This is a genomic window from Micromonospora sp. LOL_023, from assembly GCF_048060115.1.
Classification (GTDB): domain Bacteria; phylum Actinomycetota; class Actinomycetes; order Mycobacteriales; family Micromonosporaceae; genus Micromonospora_E.
In genome coordinates, this window is sequence record NZ_JBHMIM010000020.1 from 25,520 (window position 1) to 43,642 (window position 18,123).

Below are 18,123 nucleotides of genomic sequence, written 5' to 3' on the forward strand. Positions count from 1 at the left end.
CCGCGTCGTCGCCGGTCACAGCCCGACCACCCCGGCCTCGGCCCGCAGGTCGGCCACCACCTGCGGCAGGTCGGCCAGGAACCGGTCCACGTCCGACTCGGTGGTGTCGGAGTGCAGCGACACCCGCACGTTGCCGTGCGACAGCACCCCCATCGCCTCCAGCACGTGCGACGGGCGCAGCGTCGACGCCGTACATGACGAACCGGACGAGACGGCGTGCCCGCGCCGGTCCAGCGCGTGCAGCAGCGCCTCGCCGTCGACGTACAGGCAGGAGAAGGTGACCAGGTGTGGCAGCCGGTCGGCCGGGTCGCCGACCACCTCCACGTCCGGCACGGTCTCGGCGACCGTCGCGCGAATCCGCTCCACCAGCGCCGACAGCCGTGCCGCCTGCGCGTCGGCCTCGGCGGCCACCGCGCGCAGCGCCGCCGCCGCGGCGACGACCGCCGGCAGGTTCAACGCTCCGGGCGTACGGCCGGATTCTCGCTCGTCGGCCGGGTAGGGCGACTCCCAGCGGACGCCCTTGCGCACGGCCAGCACGCCGACGCCGGGCGGGCCGCCCCACTTGTGCGCGCTGGCTGACAGCACCGACCAGCCGTCCGGCACCGGCAGCCGGCCGACCGACTGGGCGGCGTCGACGTACAGCGGCACGCCGTGCGCGGCGCACGCCCGCGCCGCCTCGGCGACCGGCTGGACGGTGCCCACCTCGTGGCTGGCGCTGATCAGCGTGGCGAACGCCACGCCCGGCCGGGCCACCGCCGCCGACCAGGCGGCCAGGTCGAGTCGGCCGAGCCGGTCCACCGGTACCGACACTGCCTCGCCGCCGGCGGCGGTGTGCCGCTGGGCGGCGTGCAGCACCGCCGAATGCTCGATCGCCGAGTGGACCAGGGTGGGCCCGGATCGGCGTCGCCCGGCGAGCCCGCCGAGGACCGCGGCGTGCGCGGCGGCCGTACCGCTGGGTGTGAAAGAGATCTCGTCCGGGCGGACCCGCAGCGTCTCGGCGGTGGCCGCGCGGGCCGCGTCCAGCAGTTGACCTGCCCGGCGGGCCTGCGCGTACAGCCGGGCCGGGTCGGCCCAACCGTCGACCAGCGCCGCCAGCAGTGCCTCGCGGGCGACCGGGTGCAGCGGGGCGGCGGTCGCGGCGTCGAGATAGCTCACAGCGTCCGACGGTACCGGCCGCCGGAGCCTTGGTTGGCAGTCGTGGCAGGTGACAAACGAGACCCCTCGCCGATATCGAGGCGACTGGTCGAGTAATCTGCGACCGTCGGTGACGCCTTTGGTCACTGATGTCGCCACACGTGGCAGGTGGTGCTCACCGGCTACCGGTGGCATCGGTGACGCCGTTAGGGAGGCAGGACCAGGTGGTCGCACGGGATTCAGCAGCGCAGCTGTCGGCTGCAGGGCTCGGCGGTGGGGATCGCCCGCGGTCGCGTACTGCGCGCGGGCACGCCCGGCGGGGTCTGCCGGTGCGGGCCGCCGGAGCCGGCCTCGGCGGCGTGGCACTGCTCACCCTGCTCACCGGCTGTGACGTCGGGGCGGCGTTCGACGGATTCGGGTGGCCGCAGGGCGGGATCACCCCGCAGGCCAACCAGATGTACGACCTGTGGATCGGGTCGGTCATCGCGGCGCTCGCCGTTGGGGTGTTCGTGTGGGGCCTGATCTTCTGGTGCATCATCCGTTACCGGAAGCGCGGCGACCAGCTGCCGGTGCAGACCCGGTTCAACATGCCGATGGAGTTCCTCTACACCGTCGCCCCGATCCTGGTCGTGTCGGTGCTGTTCTACTACACCGCCGTGGTGCAGACCGACGTCGACCGGCTCAGCGAGGACCCCGACGTCACCGTCGAGGTCGTCGCGTTCAAGTGGAACTGGCAGTTCAACTACCGCGACGGGATCGGCGAGGACGCCAACACGGTCGCCTCGACGGTCGGCTCGTCCGACATCATCCCGATCCTGGTGGTGCCCTCCGGGCGGACCGTGCGGTTCGAGGAGACCAGCACCGACGTCATCCACTCCTTCTGGGTGCCGGAGCTGCTGTTCAAGCGGGACGTCTTTCCCGGCAGCATCCGCAACCAGTTCGAGGTGACCATCCAGCAGAACGGTGCCTACGTCGGGCGCTGCGCCGAGTTGTGTGGCACGTACCACTCGATGATGAACTTCGAGCTGCGGGTGGTCAGCCCCGAGCAGTACGACCAGTTCCTCGCCGCGAAGCAGGCGGGCAGTTCCACGCAGGACGCGCTGCGTACGATCGGGCAGGAGCCGTACGCGGTGACCACCTTCCCGTTCGAAACCAAGCGGGATGTGCAGAACTTCGGCAACACGAGCGCCCAGGGCGCGGGAAACTGAGGGGCCGGGCATGAGGACCGAGTGGCGGATCTTCGCCGTCGTCGCGGCGTTCCTGCTCGTCGTGTCCGGGGCCTACCCGGCCTGGACGTACGGGCAGATGGGGCACGTCGAGTGGATCGGCAGCACGGCGCTGATCCTGTCGTTCCTGCTCTGCACGATGTGCGGGGGCTTCTTCTGGTTCGTGTCGCGTCGCATCGACCTGCGCCCGGAGGACCGGCCGGACGCCGAGGTCGCCGACGGTGCCGGCGAGGTCGGCTTCTTCAGCCCGGGCAGTTACTGGCCGTTCGGCGTGGCGTTGGCCGCCACGATCGCCGGGCTCGGCCTGGTGTTCTGGCAGTGGTGGCTGATCATCTTCGGGCTGGTGTCGGTGACGCTGGCAGCGGCCGGGCTGCTCTTCGAGTACTACACCGGCACCCGGCGTACCGCGGAGCACTGAGCCCGTCGTCATTCGGCACGGCGTTGCTCGTTCAGGTCGAGCACGATCGCTCCGGCATCGGCCGCCTGTCGGGCGGCGCCATCGGTGCAGGCGTCCGAGCCGACGAACGACCGGTACGGGCCGGTACCACCCGTCACGGTGCTGGACCGACTGTCAGGCCTGCCCAGCCGCTGCCTGGGCGACCTGCAACCAGCGATCCAGCAGGGCGGACGCCGCACCGCTGTCGATCGCCTCGGCCACCCGCCCCAACTCGGCACGGATTGCCGCCGCCGGGTCGTCGACCGACACCGAGCCGGTCTGCGCGCCGTGCGCCACCAGCGCGGCGGCGGCGTTGACCAGGACCGCGTCGCGTACCGGGCCGGGCTGACCGGCGAGCAGTCGCCGGGTGACGTCGGCGTTGAACGCGACGTCGCCGCCCCGCAGATCGCCCGGGGCGGACCGTGGCACGCCCAGGTCGGCGGTGGCATCCACGACCAGCTCCCGCACCCTGCCGGCATGGGCGAACCACACCCGGGTCGGGGCGGCGGTGCTGAGCTCGTCCAGCCCGTCCTCGCCCCGCATCACCAGCGCGGTGTCCCCCCGGCTGGCGAACACCTGCGCCATCACCGGTGCCATCCGGGTGTCGAAACAGCCGATCGCTCCGGCCCGGGGCCGGGCCGGGTTGGTCAGCGGGCCGAGGAAGTTGAACACGGTGGGTACGCCGATCTCCCGCCGGGTCACGCCGGTGTGGCGCATGCCCGGGTGGAACCGGGCGGCGAAGCAGAACGCGATGCCGACCTCGGCGACGCACCGGGCCACGCCCTCGGGGCCCAGATCCAGCGGGATGCCGAAGTGCTCCAGCAGGTCGGCGGCACCACACGACGACGAGGCGGCCCGGTTGCCGTGCTTGACCACCCGGGCACCGGCCGCTGCCACCACGATCGCCGCCATGGTGGAGATGTTGACCGTGTGTGCCCGGTCGCCGCCGGTGCCGACGACGTCCACCGCGTCGGCGCGCAGCTCATCGGGCAGGCCGACCGGTACGGCGTTGGCGAGCATCGCCTCCACCAGCCCGACCAGCTCCGTCGATGTCTCGCCCTTGGCGCGCAGCGCGATGGCGAACCCGGCGATCTGCGCGGGGGTGGCGGAGCCCACCATGATCTCGCCCATCGCCCAACTGGTGTCGGCGGTGGAAAGCTGCTCACCCGCGAGAAGGGCGCTGAGCAGGTTCGGCCAGGACCGTTCACCCATGGGGGCCTCCCAGATGCGTGGGGTGGGTGGTGCCGAGGGCGGTGCAGTGCCGCAGTGGTTCGTGTTGTCAGGCGGCGGGCAGTTTGCCGGCCCGGGCGCGGAGCATCCCGGCGACCGTCTGCCCGGTGGTCACCGGGTCGAGCGGGTGCATCAGGGTGGCGTCGACCTGTGCGAACGAGGCGAGCCAGCGGTCGGCAGCCCGGGCGATCACCACACAGGTCGGCGGCGCGTCGTCGCGGTCGTCCTTGATCTGCCGGGCGATGCCGAGCCCGCCACCGGGGGTGGCCTCGCCGTCGAGCAGCATCAGGTCGACCTCGTACTCGTCGACCAGCCGGATGCACTCGGCGTAGTCGGCGGCGTCGAGGAACTCGACGGTCAGGTCGCTGGCGGGTCGGGTGCCGACGGCCAGCCGCATCCGGTCCCGCACCTGCGGGTCGTCGCTGTAGAGCAGGACGGTGTGCACACGCTCGGTCATCTTCTCGCCTGACTCCCACCTCGTAGCTGCCGGCCGATCGTACCGCCCGGACCGACCGGCGGGCGGACCGGTCACCTGCCCGCGCGTCGCGGCGGTTGCCGGGCCTGTGCGCCGTACCGGTCAATCGGCGGTGGCGGCGGTGGCCGCTTCCTGGCGTGCCTCCTGGCGGTCGAGGTCCCGGTCGACGCGCCGGGCCTCCCGTTCGGACTGCCGCATCCACTGCAGCACCAGAACGGCGAGCATCGTGACGCTGACGAACTCGCCACCGGCCCACAGGACGCCGCCGGCGACCTCCTGGTCGGCCCACGGGTCGACCCAGTTCAGGCCGAGTGAGGGGTACCAGTCGCCGCCGAACAGGGTGGTGCTCTGCATGACGGTCAGGCCGAGCACGGTGTGGAACGGCACGGAGAGCACCATCAGCAGCGCGCGGGCCGGGTACGGCCAGCGGCCGGGCAGTGGGTCGAGCCCGACCAGCGGCCAGAAGAACAGGCAGCCGGTCAGGATGAAATGGGCGTGTACGACCTCGTGGGCGAGGGTGTTCTCCAGGGTCAACCGGTACAGATCGGTGAAATACAACACAAACGGGTTGATAACAAAGAGCCCGAAGGCGACCAGCGGGAAGGTGATCACCCGCACGTACCGACTGTGCAGGACGGCGAGCAGCCGGCGCCGGGGTGCCCCGGTCAGGGTGCGCAGGGCCAGCGTGACCGGCGCGCCGAGGGCAAGGAAGATCGGTGCGATCATCGACAGGACCATGTGCTGGACCATGTGCACCGACAACAACGTGGTGTCGTACGCGTGCAGCCCACTGACCGTGACCGTGGCGACGCCGCCCAGCCCGGGGCCGATGAACAGCACGGTGCGCGAGACCGGCCACCGGTCGCCGCGCAGCCGCAGCCGGTGCACCCCGTACAGGTAGAGCCCGGCGACCACGACGAGCACCAGCGCCAGCCAGTTGTCCAGGCTGATCTCGGTGAACAGCGCCGAGACGGTGAACGGCGGCGGGGCGGCGATCAGGTCGACATCTGCCACGCCGTCGAGGCTAGGTCAGTGCGGCCGGTCGACGTGATCCGCCCCTCCGACGGGTCGGGTTTGCCACCCCGCCGCTCGTGGGCACTGACCGGCAGCAATAATGACCGCGTGACTGCGGCCCCAGCGATTGACAAGAGCCGGATCCACTCGCTGACCCGACCGAACATGGTCAGCGTCGGGACGATCGTGTGGCTCTCGAGCGAACTGATGTTCTTCGCGGCACTGTTCGCGATGTACTTCTCCATCCGCGCGGCGGACTACAGCATGTGGGAGGAACACACCCCACAGCTGAACATCCCGTACGCGACGGTGTTCACCGCGATCCTGGTCGCCTCCTCGGTCACCTGCCAGATCGGGGTCTTCGCCGCGGAGCGGGGAGACGTACACGCGCTGCGGCGGTGGTTCACCATCACCTTCGTGATGGGGCTGATCTTCCTGCTCGGGCAGGTCAACGAGTACCGGGAGCTCGTCCACCACGGGATCAAGATCAACGCTGACGGGTACGGCTCGGTGTTCTACCTCACCACCGGCTTCCACGGGCTGCACGTGGCGGGTGGCCTGATCGCCTTCCTGATCTTCATGGCCCGCTCCACGATGGGCCGCTTCACCCCGGCGCAGGCCACCTCCGCGATCGTCGTGTCCTACTACTGGCACTTCGTCGACGTGGTCTGGATCGGTCTCTACTTCATGATCTACTGGCTGCAATGATCAGCGCGTGGTCACGCTCCGTGCTGCTGCCGTGTGGCATCCATCAGACAGCTCGCAAAACCGTTAAGGACTACAGGCCATGACATCTGACACCCCCGCCGACCGGCGAGCCGACCGCGGACGCGGTCTCCTCGCCCGGCTGCGCAGCGGGCGGGCCACGCCTCGCGGCCGGGGCCGCCGGCGGTTGGGCACCGCGGTCCGGTTGCTCGTCGCGCTGTTCCTGGCCGGCGGTGTGTACACCGTCTTCGCGCCGGGTCTGCAGGCGCAGGACACGCCGCAGCTGTCCCGGGCCGCCGAGGACGGCCAGGCGCTGTTCGACCAGAGCTGCATCTCCTGCCACGGACGCAACGCCCAGGGCGTCGAGGGGCGCGGCCCGAGTCTGATCGGGGTCGGGTCGGCGTCGGTGGAGTTCCAGGTCGGTTCGGGGCGGATGCCGATGGCGCGCCAGGAGGCGCAGGCCGAGCGCAAGCCGGTGGTGTACACCGAGGAGGAGATCCGCCAGCTGGGCCAGTACATTCAGGAGCTGGGTGGCGGGCCGCAGCTGCCGGACGGCGAGATGCTGCGCAACGGTGGCGACATCGCCGTCGGCGGCCAGCTGTATCGGATCAACTGCTCGTCGTGTCACGCGTTCAGCGCTGGCGGCGGTGCCCTGTCGTCCGGCAAGTTCGCGCCGAGTCTGGAGCCGTCGACCGACCGGCAGATCTACGCGGCGATGTTGACCGGTCCGCAGAACATGCCGGTCTTCGGTGACAACCAGCTCACCCCGGAGCAGAAGGCCGACATCATCGCCTTCGTGCAGGAGGGGCTGAAGACCGACGGGGATTCGGGCGGCCTGACCAACCTCGGCCGGTACGGTCCGGTCACCGAGGGCATCGCGATCTTCCTGGTCGGCATCACCGCACTGGTCTTCGCCAGCCTGTGGATTGCGGGGAAGTCATGAGCACCGACCTCACCCCGACGCACCGTGGCCAGGCCGGGCCGGTGGACCTGAACGACCCGCGGCTGACCCAGCTCGACGTGCTCACCGAGGGCGCCCGCCGCGACGACATCGAGATCGTGCACTACGAGCCGCCGTTCCCGGTGCCCGGCACCAGGGCGGAGCGGCGCATCACCCGGTTCGTGGCGACGCTGTTCCTGCTCTCCGGGCTCGCCGCCACGGTGTTCCTGGTGGTCTTCATCTGGTGGCCCTGGGAGTACGAGCTGGGTGACGGTGCGAGCAAGTTCTACACCCCGTTGCTGGGCATCACCCTCGGGGTGACTCTGCTGGCGATCGGCGTCGGCATCCTGACCTGGGGCAAGAAGCTGCTGCCGCACGAGGTGGCGATCCAGGACCGGCACGACGGTGCCTCCAGCGCCGACGACCGCAAGATCACCGGCGGGACGCTCGCGTACATGGCGGACGAGCTGGGCGTGAAACGCCGTCCGTTGCTCGGGGTTTCGCTGCTGGCCGGTCTGGCTCCGGTGGCCGCCGTTGCCGCCGCGCCGCTGGTCGGCGGGATGATCCGCAACCCGCACGAGAACAACCAGATCGCGACCACCGGCTGGGCGCCGACCGAGACCGCCGGCGGCGCCACCCAGCTGATCCGGCTGACCCGGGAGGACGGCTCGCCGATCCGCCCCGAGGACGTCAGCGCCGGCGGGCAGATGACCGTCTTCCCCGGCATCCCGGGCGGGCACACCAACCGGTACGCCGACTCCTCCGCCCTGCTGATCCATCTGCGGGTCGACGACGCCCAGCAGGCCCGGGACAACAACGAGACTGCGGGCAAGTCCGACTACATGTGGGGCAGCTACATCGCGTACTCGAAGATCTGTACCCACGCCGGCTGCCCGGCGAGCCTGTACGAGCAGCAGACCAACCGGTTGCTCTGCCCGTGCCACCAGTCGCAGTTTCTGATCACCGACAACGCCAAGCCGATCTTCGGCCCGGCCAGTCGGCGGTTGCCGCAGTTGCCCATCTCCGTCGACGACGAGGGATTCTTCGTCGCCACCTCGGACTACACCGAGATCGTCGGGCCCGACTTCTGGGAGCGGCCATGAAACGTCGTAAGTTCGATGCCCGGGCCCTGCCCGGCAAGGCCGCCGGGCAGATCGACGACCGGTTCCAGGTGGCCACCCCGCTGCGGAAGCTGCTGAACAAGGTCTTCCCGGACCACTGGTCGTTCCTGCTCGGCGAGATCGCACTGTTCTCGTTCGTGGTGGTGCTGCTGACCGGCGTCTACCTGACCTTCTTCTTCGACCCCTCCCTGGAGGAGGTCACCTACGACGGCAGCTACTCGCCGCTGCGTGGGGTGCACATGTCGGCGGCGTACGCCTCGGCGTTGGACATCTCGTTCGACGTGCGTGGCGGGCTGATCATGCGGCAGATGCACCACTGGGGTGCGCTGCTGTTCATGGCCTCGATCGTGGTGCACATGCTGCGGGTGTTCTTCACCGGCGCGTTCCGCAAGCCACGTGAGGCCAACTGGATCATCGGCTCGCTGCTGTTCTGGGTCGGCTTCCTGGCCGGATTCACCGGCTACTCGCTGCCCGACGACGGACTGTCCGGCACCGGGCTGCGGATCGCCTCGGCGATCATGCTCTCCATCCCGGTGATCGGCTCCTGGGTGACAGCGTCGATCTTCGGCGGGGAGTTCCCCGGGACGATCATCATCAGCCGGTTCTACATCGCCCACGTGCTGCTCATCCCAGGGCTACTGGTGGCGCTGATCAGCGTGCACCTCGGGCTGGTCTTCAAGCAGAAGCACACCCAGTGGGCCGGCCCGGGGCGGACCAACGACAACGTCGTGGGTGAGCGGATGTTCCCCCGCTACGCCATCAAGCAGGGTGGCTTCTTCATGATCGTCTTCGGGGTCGTCGCCCTGATGGCGGGAATTTTCCAGATCAACCCGATCTGGCTGTTCGGTCCGTACGAGGCGGCCGTCGTCTCCGCGGCCAGCCAACCAGACTGGTACGTGATGTTCCTGGACGGCTCCACCCGGTTGATGCCGGCCTGGGAGCTGAACATCCCGATCGGCGACGGATATGTCATCCCGCCGCTGTTCTGGCCGACCGTGGTACTCCCCGGCATCCTGGTGATGCTCTCGCTGGCCTATCCGTTCCTTGAGGCCCGCCACAACAAGGACACGGCAAGCCACAACCTGCTGCAGCGGCCCCGGGACGTCCCGGCCCGTACCGCCGTCGGCGCGATGGCCGTCACCTTCTTCATCGTCCTGACGATCTCCGGCGGCAACGACGTGTTCGCCGACAAGTTCTACATCAGCCTCAACGCGATGACCTGGGCCGGCCGCATCGGCCTGATCCTGCTGCCACCGCTGGCCTACTACATCACGTACCGGATCTGCCTCGGGTTGCAGCAGCACGACCGGGAGGTGCTGTCGCACGGCGTCGAGACCGGCATCATCCGCCGGCTGCCCGATGGCCGATTCGTCGAGGTGCACCAGCCACTCGGCCCGACCGACGAGCACGGTCACGGCAAGCTGGAGTACGTCGGCTGGGTGGTGCCGAAGAAGATGAACCGACTCGGCGCGCTGGGCCCGGCGGTCAAGGGCTTCTTCTTCCCCCTCGAGCAGCCGGTGCAGGCGTCGCCGCCGCCGCATGTGCCGATCGACCCGGCCGAGGAGCCGCCGGCCGCCGCGGCACCGCCGGCGAACCGGGAGGAGATCAGCAGCGGTAGCCGCTGATCACCGTCGACCAGCCACGACAGCGCCCGCCGGTCCACCGGCGGGCGCTGTCGTTCGTCCGTACCGTGACCGCCGTCCGGCCGTACCGTCCCGGCGTGGCCGAGGTCTCGTCGCGGTGGCCGCGTCGCCCAGCCCGATGGCGAAGGCGGCCTCCAGGTCATGCTGCGAGTACGTCCGGAAGGCGATGTGCGATTCGGTGTTGAGGACCCCGGGAACCTTGGAGATCCGGCCGGCGATCACCTCGGCGATCTCGTCGAACTCGCGTACCCGCACGATCGCGATCAGGTCGACGGGCGTTGTCGCACCCTTTCCGATGGTATCCAGCGCGGCACCTGGGCAGGGCGTTCCCAGCCTGGTTGCCGGCTGCCCGGCTTGTCCGGCTGTCCGGCCCGGCGTCGGCGTCGGCGGGCGGCGGGCGGCGGCCACCGTCAGCGGGCGGCCACCGTCAGATCCGCGCCGACCCGGATCGCGTCGACCAGCCGTTCGCCGTCGGCGACCCGCGCGCCGGGCCAGATCACCGAACGGGTCACCGAGCCTCGGACCACCGCCCCTGCCCCGACAACCGACTGAACGTGTCGCCCGACGACGGTTGCCGACGGGTCGAGCAGGCTGTGGCCTCCGGCAGCGTCCAGGTTGGCGGTCAGGTAGTCCCGCGGTGTGCCGGTGTCCAGGTAGGTGCCGGTGAAGCTGACCACCTGGAGCGCGCCGGCCGCTTCCGCCGGCCGCCACACGGTGCGGACCAGGTTGCCGAACTCGGCCGGCAGCGCGCTGACGTAGCGCCACGGCAGCAGTGAGAAGCCGGCGAAGCGGTGCCCGGCGAAGCCGCCCCGGTCGTCGGGGTCGGTCAGCCGTTTGCCGAGCAGCCGTACGGACTCGCCGTCCCAGCCGTCCAGCAGCGCCGCGATGTCCGGGCCCGGGGCGGCGCCCCGGCTGGCAAGGTACCCGTCGACGTTGCCGACCAGCACCCCGCGTCTGTCGATCCAGTCCCGCAACCGGCCGACCCCGCCGGAGGTACCCAGCGGGTCACCGGGCTCCACCGACAGGTGCGCGCGGTCCCCGACGTGGCGCACCACCTGATCGCCGAGGTAGCAGGCGTTCACCGCGACCGCGTCGGGACCGGTGAAGCCGAGGGCGCCGACCCTGGCGAGTGCCCGGTCCAGCAGCGCGACGTTGCCGACCGGACAGAGTGCCTTGGGCACCCGGTCGGTCAGTGGTCGAAGTCGGCGGCCTTCGCCGGCGGACAGGACCACCGCGCAGATCCGGCCGGGATCGACCGGTATCGGTCCGCTCACCCGGATCCCCGTGGCTGCTCCGGGGTGTCGACCGGCGGTGGGATCCGGTCGGTGTCGGCCTGCTGCGCGACGAGTGGGCCGATGCCGTAGCGGGCCAGTAGTCGGGCGGTCGACGGGCTGAGCCGGGGGAGGGCGTCGAGCCGGTGCCAGGCAGCCTCGTAGACCTCGGCGCCGTCGACCACCAGTTCGGTACGCGACGCGGGCACCGCGACGTCGAACACGACGTCCACCCAGCCCTTGGCGTGCACCACCGCGTTGGGCACCGCCGGGCGCAGCGCCTGCGCCGGGAGGTGGATGCCGGTCTCCTCGGCCAACTCCCGGGCCGCCCCCACCACGGGTGCCTCGCCACGACGCAACAGCCCGGCGGGCAGGGTCCAGCTGCGGCCGGGCGGTTGCCGCAGCAGCAGCAGCCGGCCGGGCCCGGCCGGGTCGGCCTCGGAGTCGGTCACCAGGGTGACGGCGCCGACGATGTACTTGTGCACCGCCATCCGGACCAGCCTGCGACGCAACGGGTGCGGCAGCCGGTAGAACACGCCGTACAGCAGTGCGCGTGCGGGGGATCGGCGGGTGATCATACGGTCCAGGCTAGAGGTAACCGGACTGCTCCGCCGGAGGCAGCCCACCGCGTTGGTCGACGATGGCGATGAGCTGGTCGACCACTGCCTCGGGCTCGATCGTCCGATCAACCACGGCGACTAGCAGGGTCTCCAGGTCGGGGTAGTTCAGGGCTTCGGCGAGCCGGCGCAGCGGCTTGTCGTTGGACAGCGCCCGATCATGTTTGCGCAGGATCAGGCTGACCGTGGCGCGTCCCAGCCGGACCTTGTCGTTGATGCTGATGCCCGGCTCGGAGTGCTCGGCGAACCAGCGGTTGATCTGCATCTGCGCCCGCGGTGACTTGACGAACCCGAGCCACTCCTTGCGCGGACCAGCTGGTGAGGGCACGGCCCCGGCGGGCTGGTCCTCGCTCTCGGTGAAGATCTCCACCACGTCGCCGTCGGACAGCTCGGAGGCGAGCGGCGCCAGCCGGCCGTTGATCCGTACGGCGAGACACCGCGAGCCCTTGTGCGGGTCAAGTTCGTACGCGAGATCCACCGGGGTCGACCCGGCGGGCAGCACGATCTGCCGGCCCTCGGCGAACACCTGGATCTGCGCGTCCACCAGGTCGCAGCGCAGCGAGTGCACGAACTGGTCGGCGTCGATGGTCGCCTGTGACCAGTCGAGAGCTCGGCGCAGCCAGCCCAGTTCCTCGGACCGGCTCACGGCACTGGCCCGCTGCGCCGTCGGGAAGTGGTACGGCGCGGCGACGCCGAACTCGGCGGACCGGTGCATCGCCTCGGTCCGGATCAGCACCTCCACCGGAGAGTCGTCCGGGCCCATGACGGTGGTGTGCAGGGACCGGTAGAGGTTGTTCTTCGGCGCGGCGATGAAGTCCTTGAACCGGCCGGGCACCGGGCGCCAACTGCAGTGGATGGCGCCGAGTGCGGCGTAGCAGTCGGTGCCCGGGCCGGCCACCACGATCTCGATCCGAGGCAGGTCGACCGGCATCTGGTGGCCACCGGCGACGGTGTCCTTCCAGATCGAGTAGCGGTGTCGCGGCCGGGGTGCGACCTTGGCGGTGACTCTTTCCCGCCGCAACGCCACCTCGGCCTGGGCGCAGACCCGTTCGAGATACGGTGCCCGCTCCGATCGGCTCGCCAGGTGCTCCTCGATCCGCTGGTAGGCATCCGGCTCCAGGTGGAACAGGACGATGTCGTCGAGCTCACGCTTGAGCTTCTGGATGCCGAGTCGGTCACAGAGCGGCACCAGCACGTCCAGGGTGGCCCTGGCGATGCGGGCCCGCGACGCAGGGGAACGTACCCCGAGGGTCCGCATGTTGTGCAGCCGGTCGGCGAGCTTGATGACCAGCACCCGGACGTCCTTGGCCGCCGCGATGATCATCTTGCGGATGGTCTCGGCCTCGGCGGCCTTGCCGTAGAACGCCTTGTCGAACTTGGTCACCCCGTCGACCAGGTGGGCCACCTCGTCACCGAAGTCCGCAGCCAGGGAGGGCAGGTCGTACGTGGTGTCCTCGACGGTGTCGTGCAGCAGTGCGGCGACCAGGGTGGTGGTGTCCATGCCGAGTCCGGCGCAGATCTCGGCGACCGCCAGCGGATGGGTGATGTAGGGCTCGCCGCTCTTGCGGTACTGCCCGGCGTGCATGCTGTCGGCTTTCTGGTAGCCACGACGCAGCACACCCGGGTCGGCGGTCGGGTGGACCGACCGGTGGACCCGGATCAGCTCCGCGACCGGGTCAGGAGATCCGGGGGACCAGGACAGCCAGGCGCGTAGCCGCGCGGACAGCGGTGTCGCGGTGGGCAGGAAACGTCTGATTGCGGCGCCGGGACCGGCGTCGACGTCCACGCGGAGACACCTCCTCACCCATCGTCCAGCCGGGTACCGGCCTGGACGCACGCCACGAATCGGGCGTTGGCTGACAGGACTGCACTTCTCTAACAGCCTAAGCGAGCGGGCGTCGTACGATCGGCTAGTTGCGGCTGTGCGATCGGTCGAGTCTTGGTGCCGGTAGGTCACCGGCACCCGTCACCCGGGCGGCCTCCTCGGCTCTGACCAGCAGCTGATGGAATCGGCCGGCACCGCGCGCCGGTGACACCCAGTCGTCGGTGACGCTCACCAGCCGGGTTTCCGGTGGTTCCAACCAGGACAGGATGCGCTCGGACTCCGCCGCGCTGGCCCGTGGCACCGGCCCGTGTCCCGCCGGGACGGTCTCCGCAGTGGCGCGGAGCAGGTCGATCGTGCCGCGTGGATGTTGCCGTGGCGGCGACACGCCGGCGGCGGCCAGCCGGCCGTGCCGGACGACGGCCAGCTCCCATCCACCGTGCTCGGCACGGCGGGCGGCCACCAGTTCGGCGATCCGGGCCAGCGCGGACAGCCGCTGCATCCGCAGGATGACCCGCAGGAGGGCGGCGAGCCGCCCCCGGACCGTCGCCGCCTCCTCGTAGCGTTGGCCGGCGGCGAGGGTGTCGATCCGGGTGAGCAACGTGTCGACCAGTGTCTGCGGGTCGTCGCCGATGGCGGCCCGGATCGGATCGACGGCGAGCTCCGCGTACTCGGCCGGGCTTATCCGGTGTTCGCAGGGTGCCGGGCAGCGACCCAGCTCGGCGAGGGCACACGCCGGCGTGCGGGTTCTGGTGGACAGTCGGTGGGTGCACTGCCGTAGCTGCAGTGCGTCGTGGATCCCGGCGGCGGCCAGCTCCGCGGCCCGCCGCGACGGGAACGGACCCAGTACTGTCTCGTCGGCCGGCGAGACCGCCCGGACGGTGGACAGCCGGGGATACGCCTCATCGGTGACCTTCAGCCAGACCATCCGCTCGGGGAACTTCGACTGCCGGTTGTACGGCGGTGCGTGCGCCGCGATCAGCCGCAGCTCACGCACCTGGGCCTCGAGCCGGTGCGCGCATTCGACCGCCTCCACCCGAGTGGCGGCGGCCAGCATCTCGGACATCCGGGCCCGGCGCTCGGCGGCGGTGAAGTAGCTGCGCACCCTGGTGGCGATGTCACCCGAGGTGCCGACGTAGAGCGGCCGGTCGTCGGCGGCCCGGAAGATGTAGACGCCAGGAGTGCGGGGCAGCCCGTCGGCCAGGTGCCGTTTGCGTCGCTGAACGGCGCTGACCGCCCGGCTGAACTCGATCGCGTCACCGATGGTGGACACCTGGAAGCCGCCGAGCCGGGCGATCAGCCCGTGCAGCACGTCGACGGTCGCCTGGGCGTCGGCGAGCGCCCGGTGGGTCGGCTGCCGCGGGGTGCGGAAGAAGGCCGCGAGCGTGCCGAGCTTGCGGTTGGGCACCTCGTCGCGGACCAGTACCCGTCTGGCGAGCGCGGCGGTGTCCAGCACCGTCGGTGCCGGCCACCGGTAGCCGTGTCGGGCGCAGGCCGCCTTGAGGAACCCGACGTCGTACGGCGCGTTGTGGGCGACCAGCACCGCGTCGGAGAGGAACTCGAGCAGGCTGGGCAGCACCTGCTCGATCGGCGGCGCGGGCACGAGCATGGCCTGGGTGATCCCGGTGAGCACGGTGATGAACGGCGGGATCGGCTGCCCGGGGTTGACCAGCGTGGCGAAGACCCCCAGCTCGTCACCGCCACGTACCTTGACCGCGCCTATCTCGGTGATCCCGCCACCGTCGGGGGCGCCACCGGTGGTTTCCAGGTCGAGCACGACGAAAGTGGTGTCGTGTAGTGACGCAGAGTGCCCGTCTGTGAACAGTGTGTCGATAGTGCCCTGGGTGTACCCCGAATGGGGGGCGGGATCCGGTATCGACACGACAGCCACCGTAGGACACGGGTACGACACAGCCGCCCCACCCGTACCATCGGTAACGATCCGATCGACCCAGAGGGATCATTCTTCCTGTCGGGCACGCGGCGGCCCACCGGTGGGAGACTGGGGTGCATGGCCGCACCGGATCCGACCGACGCTCGTCCCGAGGGGGCGGCGCCGACGACCGGCGCCCATATCCCGCCCGCCAGCACCATGCCGTCGACCGGTCCGGACCTCGGCGCAGCGGCCGAGACGTCCCCCGAGACGTCCCCTGAGCCGGTGCTGCCTGAGCCGGTGCTGCCCGAGCCGGTGCTGCCCGAGGCGGTGCGCTCGCGCATCGTGGTGCTCGCTGCGGGCGCGTTGCCGGAGGTTCCGGTCGACGAGCTGCCGGCACCGCTGCGCAAGGTCGCCAAGTTCGCGCCCAACCGGCGGGCCCGCTACGGCGCCGCTCCCATCGCGGCCCAGCTCACCAACGACCCGTTGTTCCGCCAGCGGGTGGCCGCCCGCGCCATGGACGAGGCGGGGGAGTTGGGTGAGGCGGTCGCCTCAGGTGTCACCCCGGGCGCGGCGGACCCGGTGGAGGTCGCCGCCCTGGCGTACCTGATGCGCCCGGTCGGCTGGCGTGACCTCGTCGCCGCCGCCGGGGCGGCCGTGCGGGCCGAGGCGGACAGCGCCGCCGTCGCCGCGCTGATCAACGACGCCGAGGCTCGCGCCAACCGGGCCGAACACGACCGGACGGTCGCCCGGGTCGAGGTGGACAAGCTCCGGGACGAACTGGCCCGGGTCCGCGAGGAACTCGGCCAGCTGCGCGAGGAGTCCCGGCTACTGGCCCGTTCGTTACGGGAGGCGCAGACACAGCAGCGCCGCGCCAACGAACTACTGGCCACCGAACGCGGCCGAGCGGCACGCGCCGCCGCCGATCACGACGCCGAACTGCGCCGGCTCCGGGCCAAGCTCGCCGACGCGGAGCTGTCCGCCGGCTCGGCCCGCCAGTCCGCGAAGGAGGCCCGAGCGGTCGACGACGCACGGCTGTGGCTGCTGCTGGAGACCATCGGACAGGCCGCCCAGGGGCTGCGCCGGGAGCTGGCCCTCGACCCGGCCGACAAGCTGCCGGCCGACTTCGTCGCCGACAGCTTCACCGACCGACCGGCGGCCGCGACGTCGACCCGCGCCCGGGACACCGACGACCCGGCCCGGCTCGACGACCTGCTGGCCCTGCCCCGGGCCCATCTGATCGTCGACGGCTACAACGTGACCAAGCGCGGCTTCGGTGAGGTACCGCTGGAGCAGCAGCGCAAGCGTCTGATCACCGGGCTCGGCGGGATCGCCGCGCAGACCGGCGACGAGGTGACCGTGGTCTTCGACGGCGCGGAGCGGATGCACGGCCTGCCCCCAGCGCCCCGTGGGGTGCGGGTGCTGTTTTCCCGCAAGGGCGAGACGGCGGACGAGCTGATCCGACGGTTGGTGCGCGCCGAGCCGTCGGGGCGGGCGATCGTGGTGGTCTCCTCAGACCGGGAGGTGGCCGACGGGGTCCGCCGGCACGGCGCCTACCCGATGGGCGCCGACTCCCTGCTGCGCCGACTGGCCCGATCCTGAGCCGGCCACCCCGTCAGCCCATGGTCTGCTGCCCGTCGATGGACTCGCGGATGATGTCGGCGTGTCCGGCGTGCTGAGCGGTCTCCGCAATCAGGTGCAGCACCACCCGCCGCACCGACCAACTCGCCCCAGGCTCGAACCAGGGTGCCTCCGGCAGGGGGTGAGCCGTGTCCAAGTCGGGCAGGTCGGTGATCAGCTGGTCGGTGTGCGTGGCGACGGCGGCGTACCGATCGAGCAGCCCGGTGAGCGTCTCGTCAGGCCGCATCCGGTGCTGGTCGAGCCAGTCGACCGGCTCGCGCTCCATCTCCGCCGCACCGCCGACCGCGAACCGCATCCACCGTTCCTCCGTGGTCGCAACATGCTTGATCAACCCGCCGATGGTCAGCACGCTGACCGTGCTGCGGGTCCGGGCCGGCTCGTCGTCGAGGCCTTCGGCGGTGAACCGCAGGAAGCCCCGATGCAGCCGCAGTGTGGTGAGCAGGTCGGTGCGTTCACCGGTGAGCGTGCTGCCCGTCAAGATGGTCTCCTCGTGTCGACCGGCGACGCCGGCAGGCCGATCGGCCGCCGGATCCGGGGCCGTGGCACACGGTAGGGCGACCCACCGACAATCGGCGGGACGGACAATGTCGTACCCGATGCCTACCGTCGATGTCACAGGCGGTGGTCGGGTCGCCGGCGCTGGTCACGGCGACAGCGGTCGGTGGCACGGGGGCCGGCCGCCGCCGCCCTACGTCGTCGCCGACCGTGAGGAGCCCAGCGATGATCATCGACTGTGACAGCTGCGCCGTGACCCGCGGACCAGCCTGCGGAGGCTGCCTCGTCAGCGCCCTGCTCGACACTCCCGACGAGATCGGCGCACTCGACGCGGGCGAGCGCCACGCGATCGAGGTGCTGGCCCGTGCCGGTTTCGACGTCGAGGTCCTGACCGCGCCACCGGTCTCCGCCCGCGTCCGCGGCCAGCGGCGGCCGCGGGCGCGAAGACGCGTCGCCTGAGCGCCGTTCCGGCGGTCCGCC

The 18,123-nt window shown here is 70.9% G+C and carries 17 protein-coding genes and 2 pseudogenes; 8 read left to right on the forward strand and 11 right to left on the reverse strand.

Going from position 1 to position 18,123, the window contains the following annotated elements; translation table 11 throughout:
- Positions 1–15 precede the first annotated feature (15 nt).
- On the reverse strand, positions 16–1,155 hold the full coding sequence (locus tag ACFHVL_RS13160) for a cysteine desulfurase family protein (RefSeq protein ID WP_416627948.1): 1,140 nt from the start codon (positions 1,153–1,155) through the stop codon (positions 16–18).
- 203 nt (positions 1,156–1,358) lie between these two features.
- Here ACFHVL_RS13160 and coxB point away from each other — a divergent pair, with 203 nt between their 5' ends.
- Positions 1,359–2,342 (forward strand): cytochrome c oxidase subunit II, encoded by a 984-nt coding sequence (coxB, locus tag ACFHVL_RS13165; RefSeq protein ID WP_416627949.1) that lies wholly within the window; start codon positions 1,359–1,361, stop codon positions 2,340–2,342.
- Positions 2,343–2,352: 10 nt separating this feature from the next.
- The gene (locus tag ACFHVL_RS13170; protein WP_416627951.1) at positions 2,353–2,778 is read left to right on the forward strand and encodes a cytochrome c oxidase subunit 4; all 426 of its coding nucleotides are present in this window, start codon (positions 2,353–2,355) and stop codon (positions 2,776–2,778) included.
- A gap of 8 nt (positions 2,779–2,786) precedes the next feature.
- Here the strand turns inward: ACFHVL_RS13170 and ACFHVL_RS13175 are convergent, their stop codons facing one another.
- The 4 genes from ACFHVL_RS13175 to ACFHVL_RS13190 all read right to left on the reverse strand — a co-directional run bounded on the left by ACFHVL_RS13175 (position 2,787) and on the right by ACFHVL_RS13190 (position 5,515).
- Positions 2,787–2,915: a hypothetical protein gene (locus ACFHVL_RS13175; RefSeq protein ID WP_416627953.1), complete on the reverse strand. Its 129-nt coding sequence runs from the start codon at positions 2,913–2,915 to the stop codon at positions 2,787–2,789.
- A 16-nt stretch (positions 2,916–2,931) separates the two neighbouring features.
- A complete protein-coding gene (gene trpD, locus ACFHVL_RS13180; RefSeq protein ID WP_416627955.1) occupies positions 2,932–4,008 on the reverse strand; it encodes an anthranilate phosphoribosyltransferase in 1,077 nt (358 codons plus the stop codon).
- A 67-nt stretch (positions 4,009–4,075) separates the two neighbouring features.
- A complete protein-coding gene (locus ACFHVL_RS13185; protein WP_416627957.1) occupies positions 4,076–4,483 on the reverse strand; it encodes a hypothetical protein in 408 nt (135 codons plus the stop codon).
- 120 nt (positions 4,484–4,603) lie between these two features.
- Positions 4,604–5,515, reverse strand: coding sequence for a cytochrome c oxidase assembly protein (locus tag ACFHVL_RS13190; RefSeq protein ID WP_416627958.1), 912 nt, complete (start codon positions 5,513–5,515; stop codon positions 4,604–4,606).
- A 108-nt stretch (positions 5,516–5,623) separates the two neighbouring features.
- Here ACFHVL_RS13190 and ACFHVL_RS13195 point away from each other — a divergent pair, with 108 nt between their 5' ends.
- The 4 genes from ACFHVL_RS13195 (at position 5,624) to ACFHVL_RS13210 (ending at position 9,906) form a co-directional block, all read left to right on the forward strand.
- Entirely contained in the window at positions 5,624–6,223 is a 600-nt protein-coding gene (locus ACFHVL_RS13195) for a cytochrome c oxidase subunit 3 (RefSeq protein ID WP_416627960.1), read from the forward strand.
- A 79-nt stretch (positions 6,224–6,302) separates the two neighbouring features.
- On the forward strand, positions 6,303–7,163 hold the full coding sequence (locus tag ACFHVL_RS13200; protein ID WP_416627962.1) for a c-type cytochrome: 861 nt from the start codon (positions 6,303–6,305) through the stop codon (positions 7,161–7,163).
- Positions 7,160–8,263 (forward strand): ubiquinol-cytochrome c reductase iron-sulfur subunit, encoded by a 1,104-nt coding sequence (locus ACFHVL_RS13205; RefSeq protein ID WP_416627964.1) that lies wholly within the window; start codon positions 7,160–7,162, stop codon positions 8,261–8,263. The genes ACFHVL_RS13200 and ACFHVL_RS13205 overlap by 4 nt, the downstream gene beginning before the upstream one ends.
- On the forward strand, positions 8,260–9,906 hold the full coding sequence (locus ACFHVL_RS13210) for a cytochrome b (RefSeq protein ID WP_416627966.1): 1,647 nt from the start codon (positions 8,260–8,262) through the stop codon (positions 9,904–9,906). The genes ACFHVL_RS13205 and ACFHVL_RS13210 overlap by 4 nt, the downstream gene beginning before the upstream one ends.
- 120 nt (positions 9,907–10,026) lie before the next feature.
- Here ACFHVL_RS13210 and ACFHVL_RS13215 read toward each other — a convergent pair.
- The 5 genes and pseudogenes from ACFHVL_RS13215 to ACFHVL_RS13235 all read right to left on the reverse strand — a co-directional run.
- Positions 10,027–10,197: pseudogene (locus ACFHVL_RS13215) on the reverse strand (Lrp/AsnC ligand binding domain-containing protein); the annotation flags it as partial.
- 137 nt (positions 10,198–10,334) lie between these two features.
- Positions 10,335–11,198, reverse strand: a complete 864-nt coding sequence (locus ACFHVL_RS13220; protein WP_416627967.1) for a sugar phosphate nucleotidyltransferase — start codon at positions 11,196–11,198, stop codon at positions 10,335–10,337.
- Entirely contained in the window at positions 11,195–11,773 is a 579-nt protein-coding gene (locus tag ACFHVL_RS13225; protein WP_416627969.1) for an NUDIX hydrolase, read from the reverse strand. The genes ACFHVL_RS13220 and ACFHVL_RS13225 overlap by 4 nt, the downstream gene beginning before the upstream one ends.
- A 10-nt stretch (positions 11,774–11,783) precedes the next feature.
- Positions 11,784–13,598, reverse strand: a complete 1,815-nt coding sequence (locus ACFHVL_RS13230; RefSeq protein ID WP_416627971.1) for a RelA/SpoT family protein — start codon at positions 13,596–13,598, stop codon at positions 11,784–11,786.
- A gap of 124 nt (positions 13,599–13,722) precedes the next feature.
- Positions 13,723–15,432: pseudogene (locus tag ACFHVL_RS13235) on the reverse strand (DEDD exonuclease domain-containing protein); the annotation flags it as partial.
- A 213-nt stretch (positions 15,433–15,645) separates the two neighbouring features.
- Between ACFHVL_RS13235 and ACFHVL_RS13240 the strand changes: the two are divergent.
- On the forward strand, positions 15,646–17,109 hold the full coding sequence (locus ACFHVL_RS13240; RefSeq protein WP_416627973.1) for an NYN domain-containing protein: 1,464 nt from the start codon (positions 15,646–15,648) through the stop codon (positions 17,107–17,109).
- A 13-nt stretch (positions 17,110–17,122) separates the two neighbouring features.
- Here ACFHVL_RS13240 and ACFHVL_RS13245 read toward each other — a convergent pair whose 3' ends face one another.
- Entirely contained in the window at positions 17,123–17,626 is a 504-nt protein-coding gene (locus ACFHVL_RS13245; RefSeq protein WP_416627975.1) for a DinB family protein, read from the reverse strand.
- A 242-nt stretch (positions 17,627–17,868) separates the two neighbouring features.
- On the opposite strand from ACFHVL_RS13245, the gene ACFHVL_RS13250 reads away from it, so the two are divergent.
- Positions 17,869–18,102, forward strand: coding sequence for a hypothetical protein (locus ACFHVL_RS13250; protein ID WP_416627977.1), 234 nt, complete (start codon positions 17,869–17,871; stop codon positions 18,100–18,102).
- Positions 18,103–18,123: the final 21 nt, after the last annotated feature.

Coding starts and splice junctions, on each gene's coding strand:
- ACFHVL_RS13170 (WP_416627951.1), top strand. CDS start 2,353: ATGAGGACCGAGTGGCGGATCTTCGCCGTCGTCGCGGCGTTCCTGCTC.
- trpD (WP_416627955.1), bottom strand. CDS start 4,008: ATGGGTGAACGGTCCTGGCCGAACCTGCTCAGCGCCCTTCTCGCGGGT.
- ACFHVL_RS13185 (WP_416627957.1), bottom strand. CDS start 4,483: ATGACCGAGCGTGTGCACACCGTCCTGCTCTACAGCGACGACCCGCAG.
- ACFHVL_RS13200 (WP_416627962.1), top strand. CDS start 6,303: ATGACATCTGACACCCCCGCCGACCGGCGAGCCGACCGCGGACGCGGT.
- ACFHVL_RS13205 (WP_416627964.1), top strand. CDS start 7,160: ATGAGCACCGACCTCACCCCGACGCACCGTGGCCAGGCCGGGCCGGTG.
- ACFHVL_RS13210 (WP_416627966.1), top strand. CDS start 8,260: ATGAAACGTCGTAAGTTCGATGCCCGGGCCCTGCCCGGCAAGGCCGCC.
- ACFHVL_RS13225 (WP_416627969.1), bottom strand. CDS start 11,773: ATGATCACCCGCCGATCCCCCGCACGCGCACTGCTGTACGGCGTGTTC.
- ACFHVL_RS13240 (WP_416627973.1), top strand. CDS start 15,646: ATGGCCGCACCGGATCCGACCGACGCTCGTCCCGAGGGGGCGGCGCCG.
- ACFHVL_RS13250 (WP_416627977.1), top strand. CDS start 17,869: ATGATCATCGACTGTGACAGCTGCGCCGTGACCCGCGGACCAGCCTGC.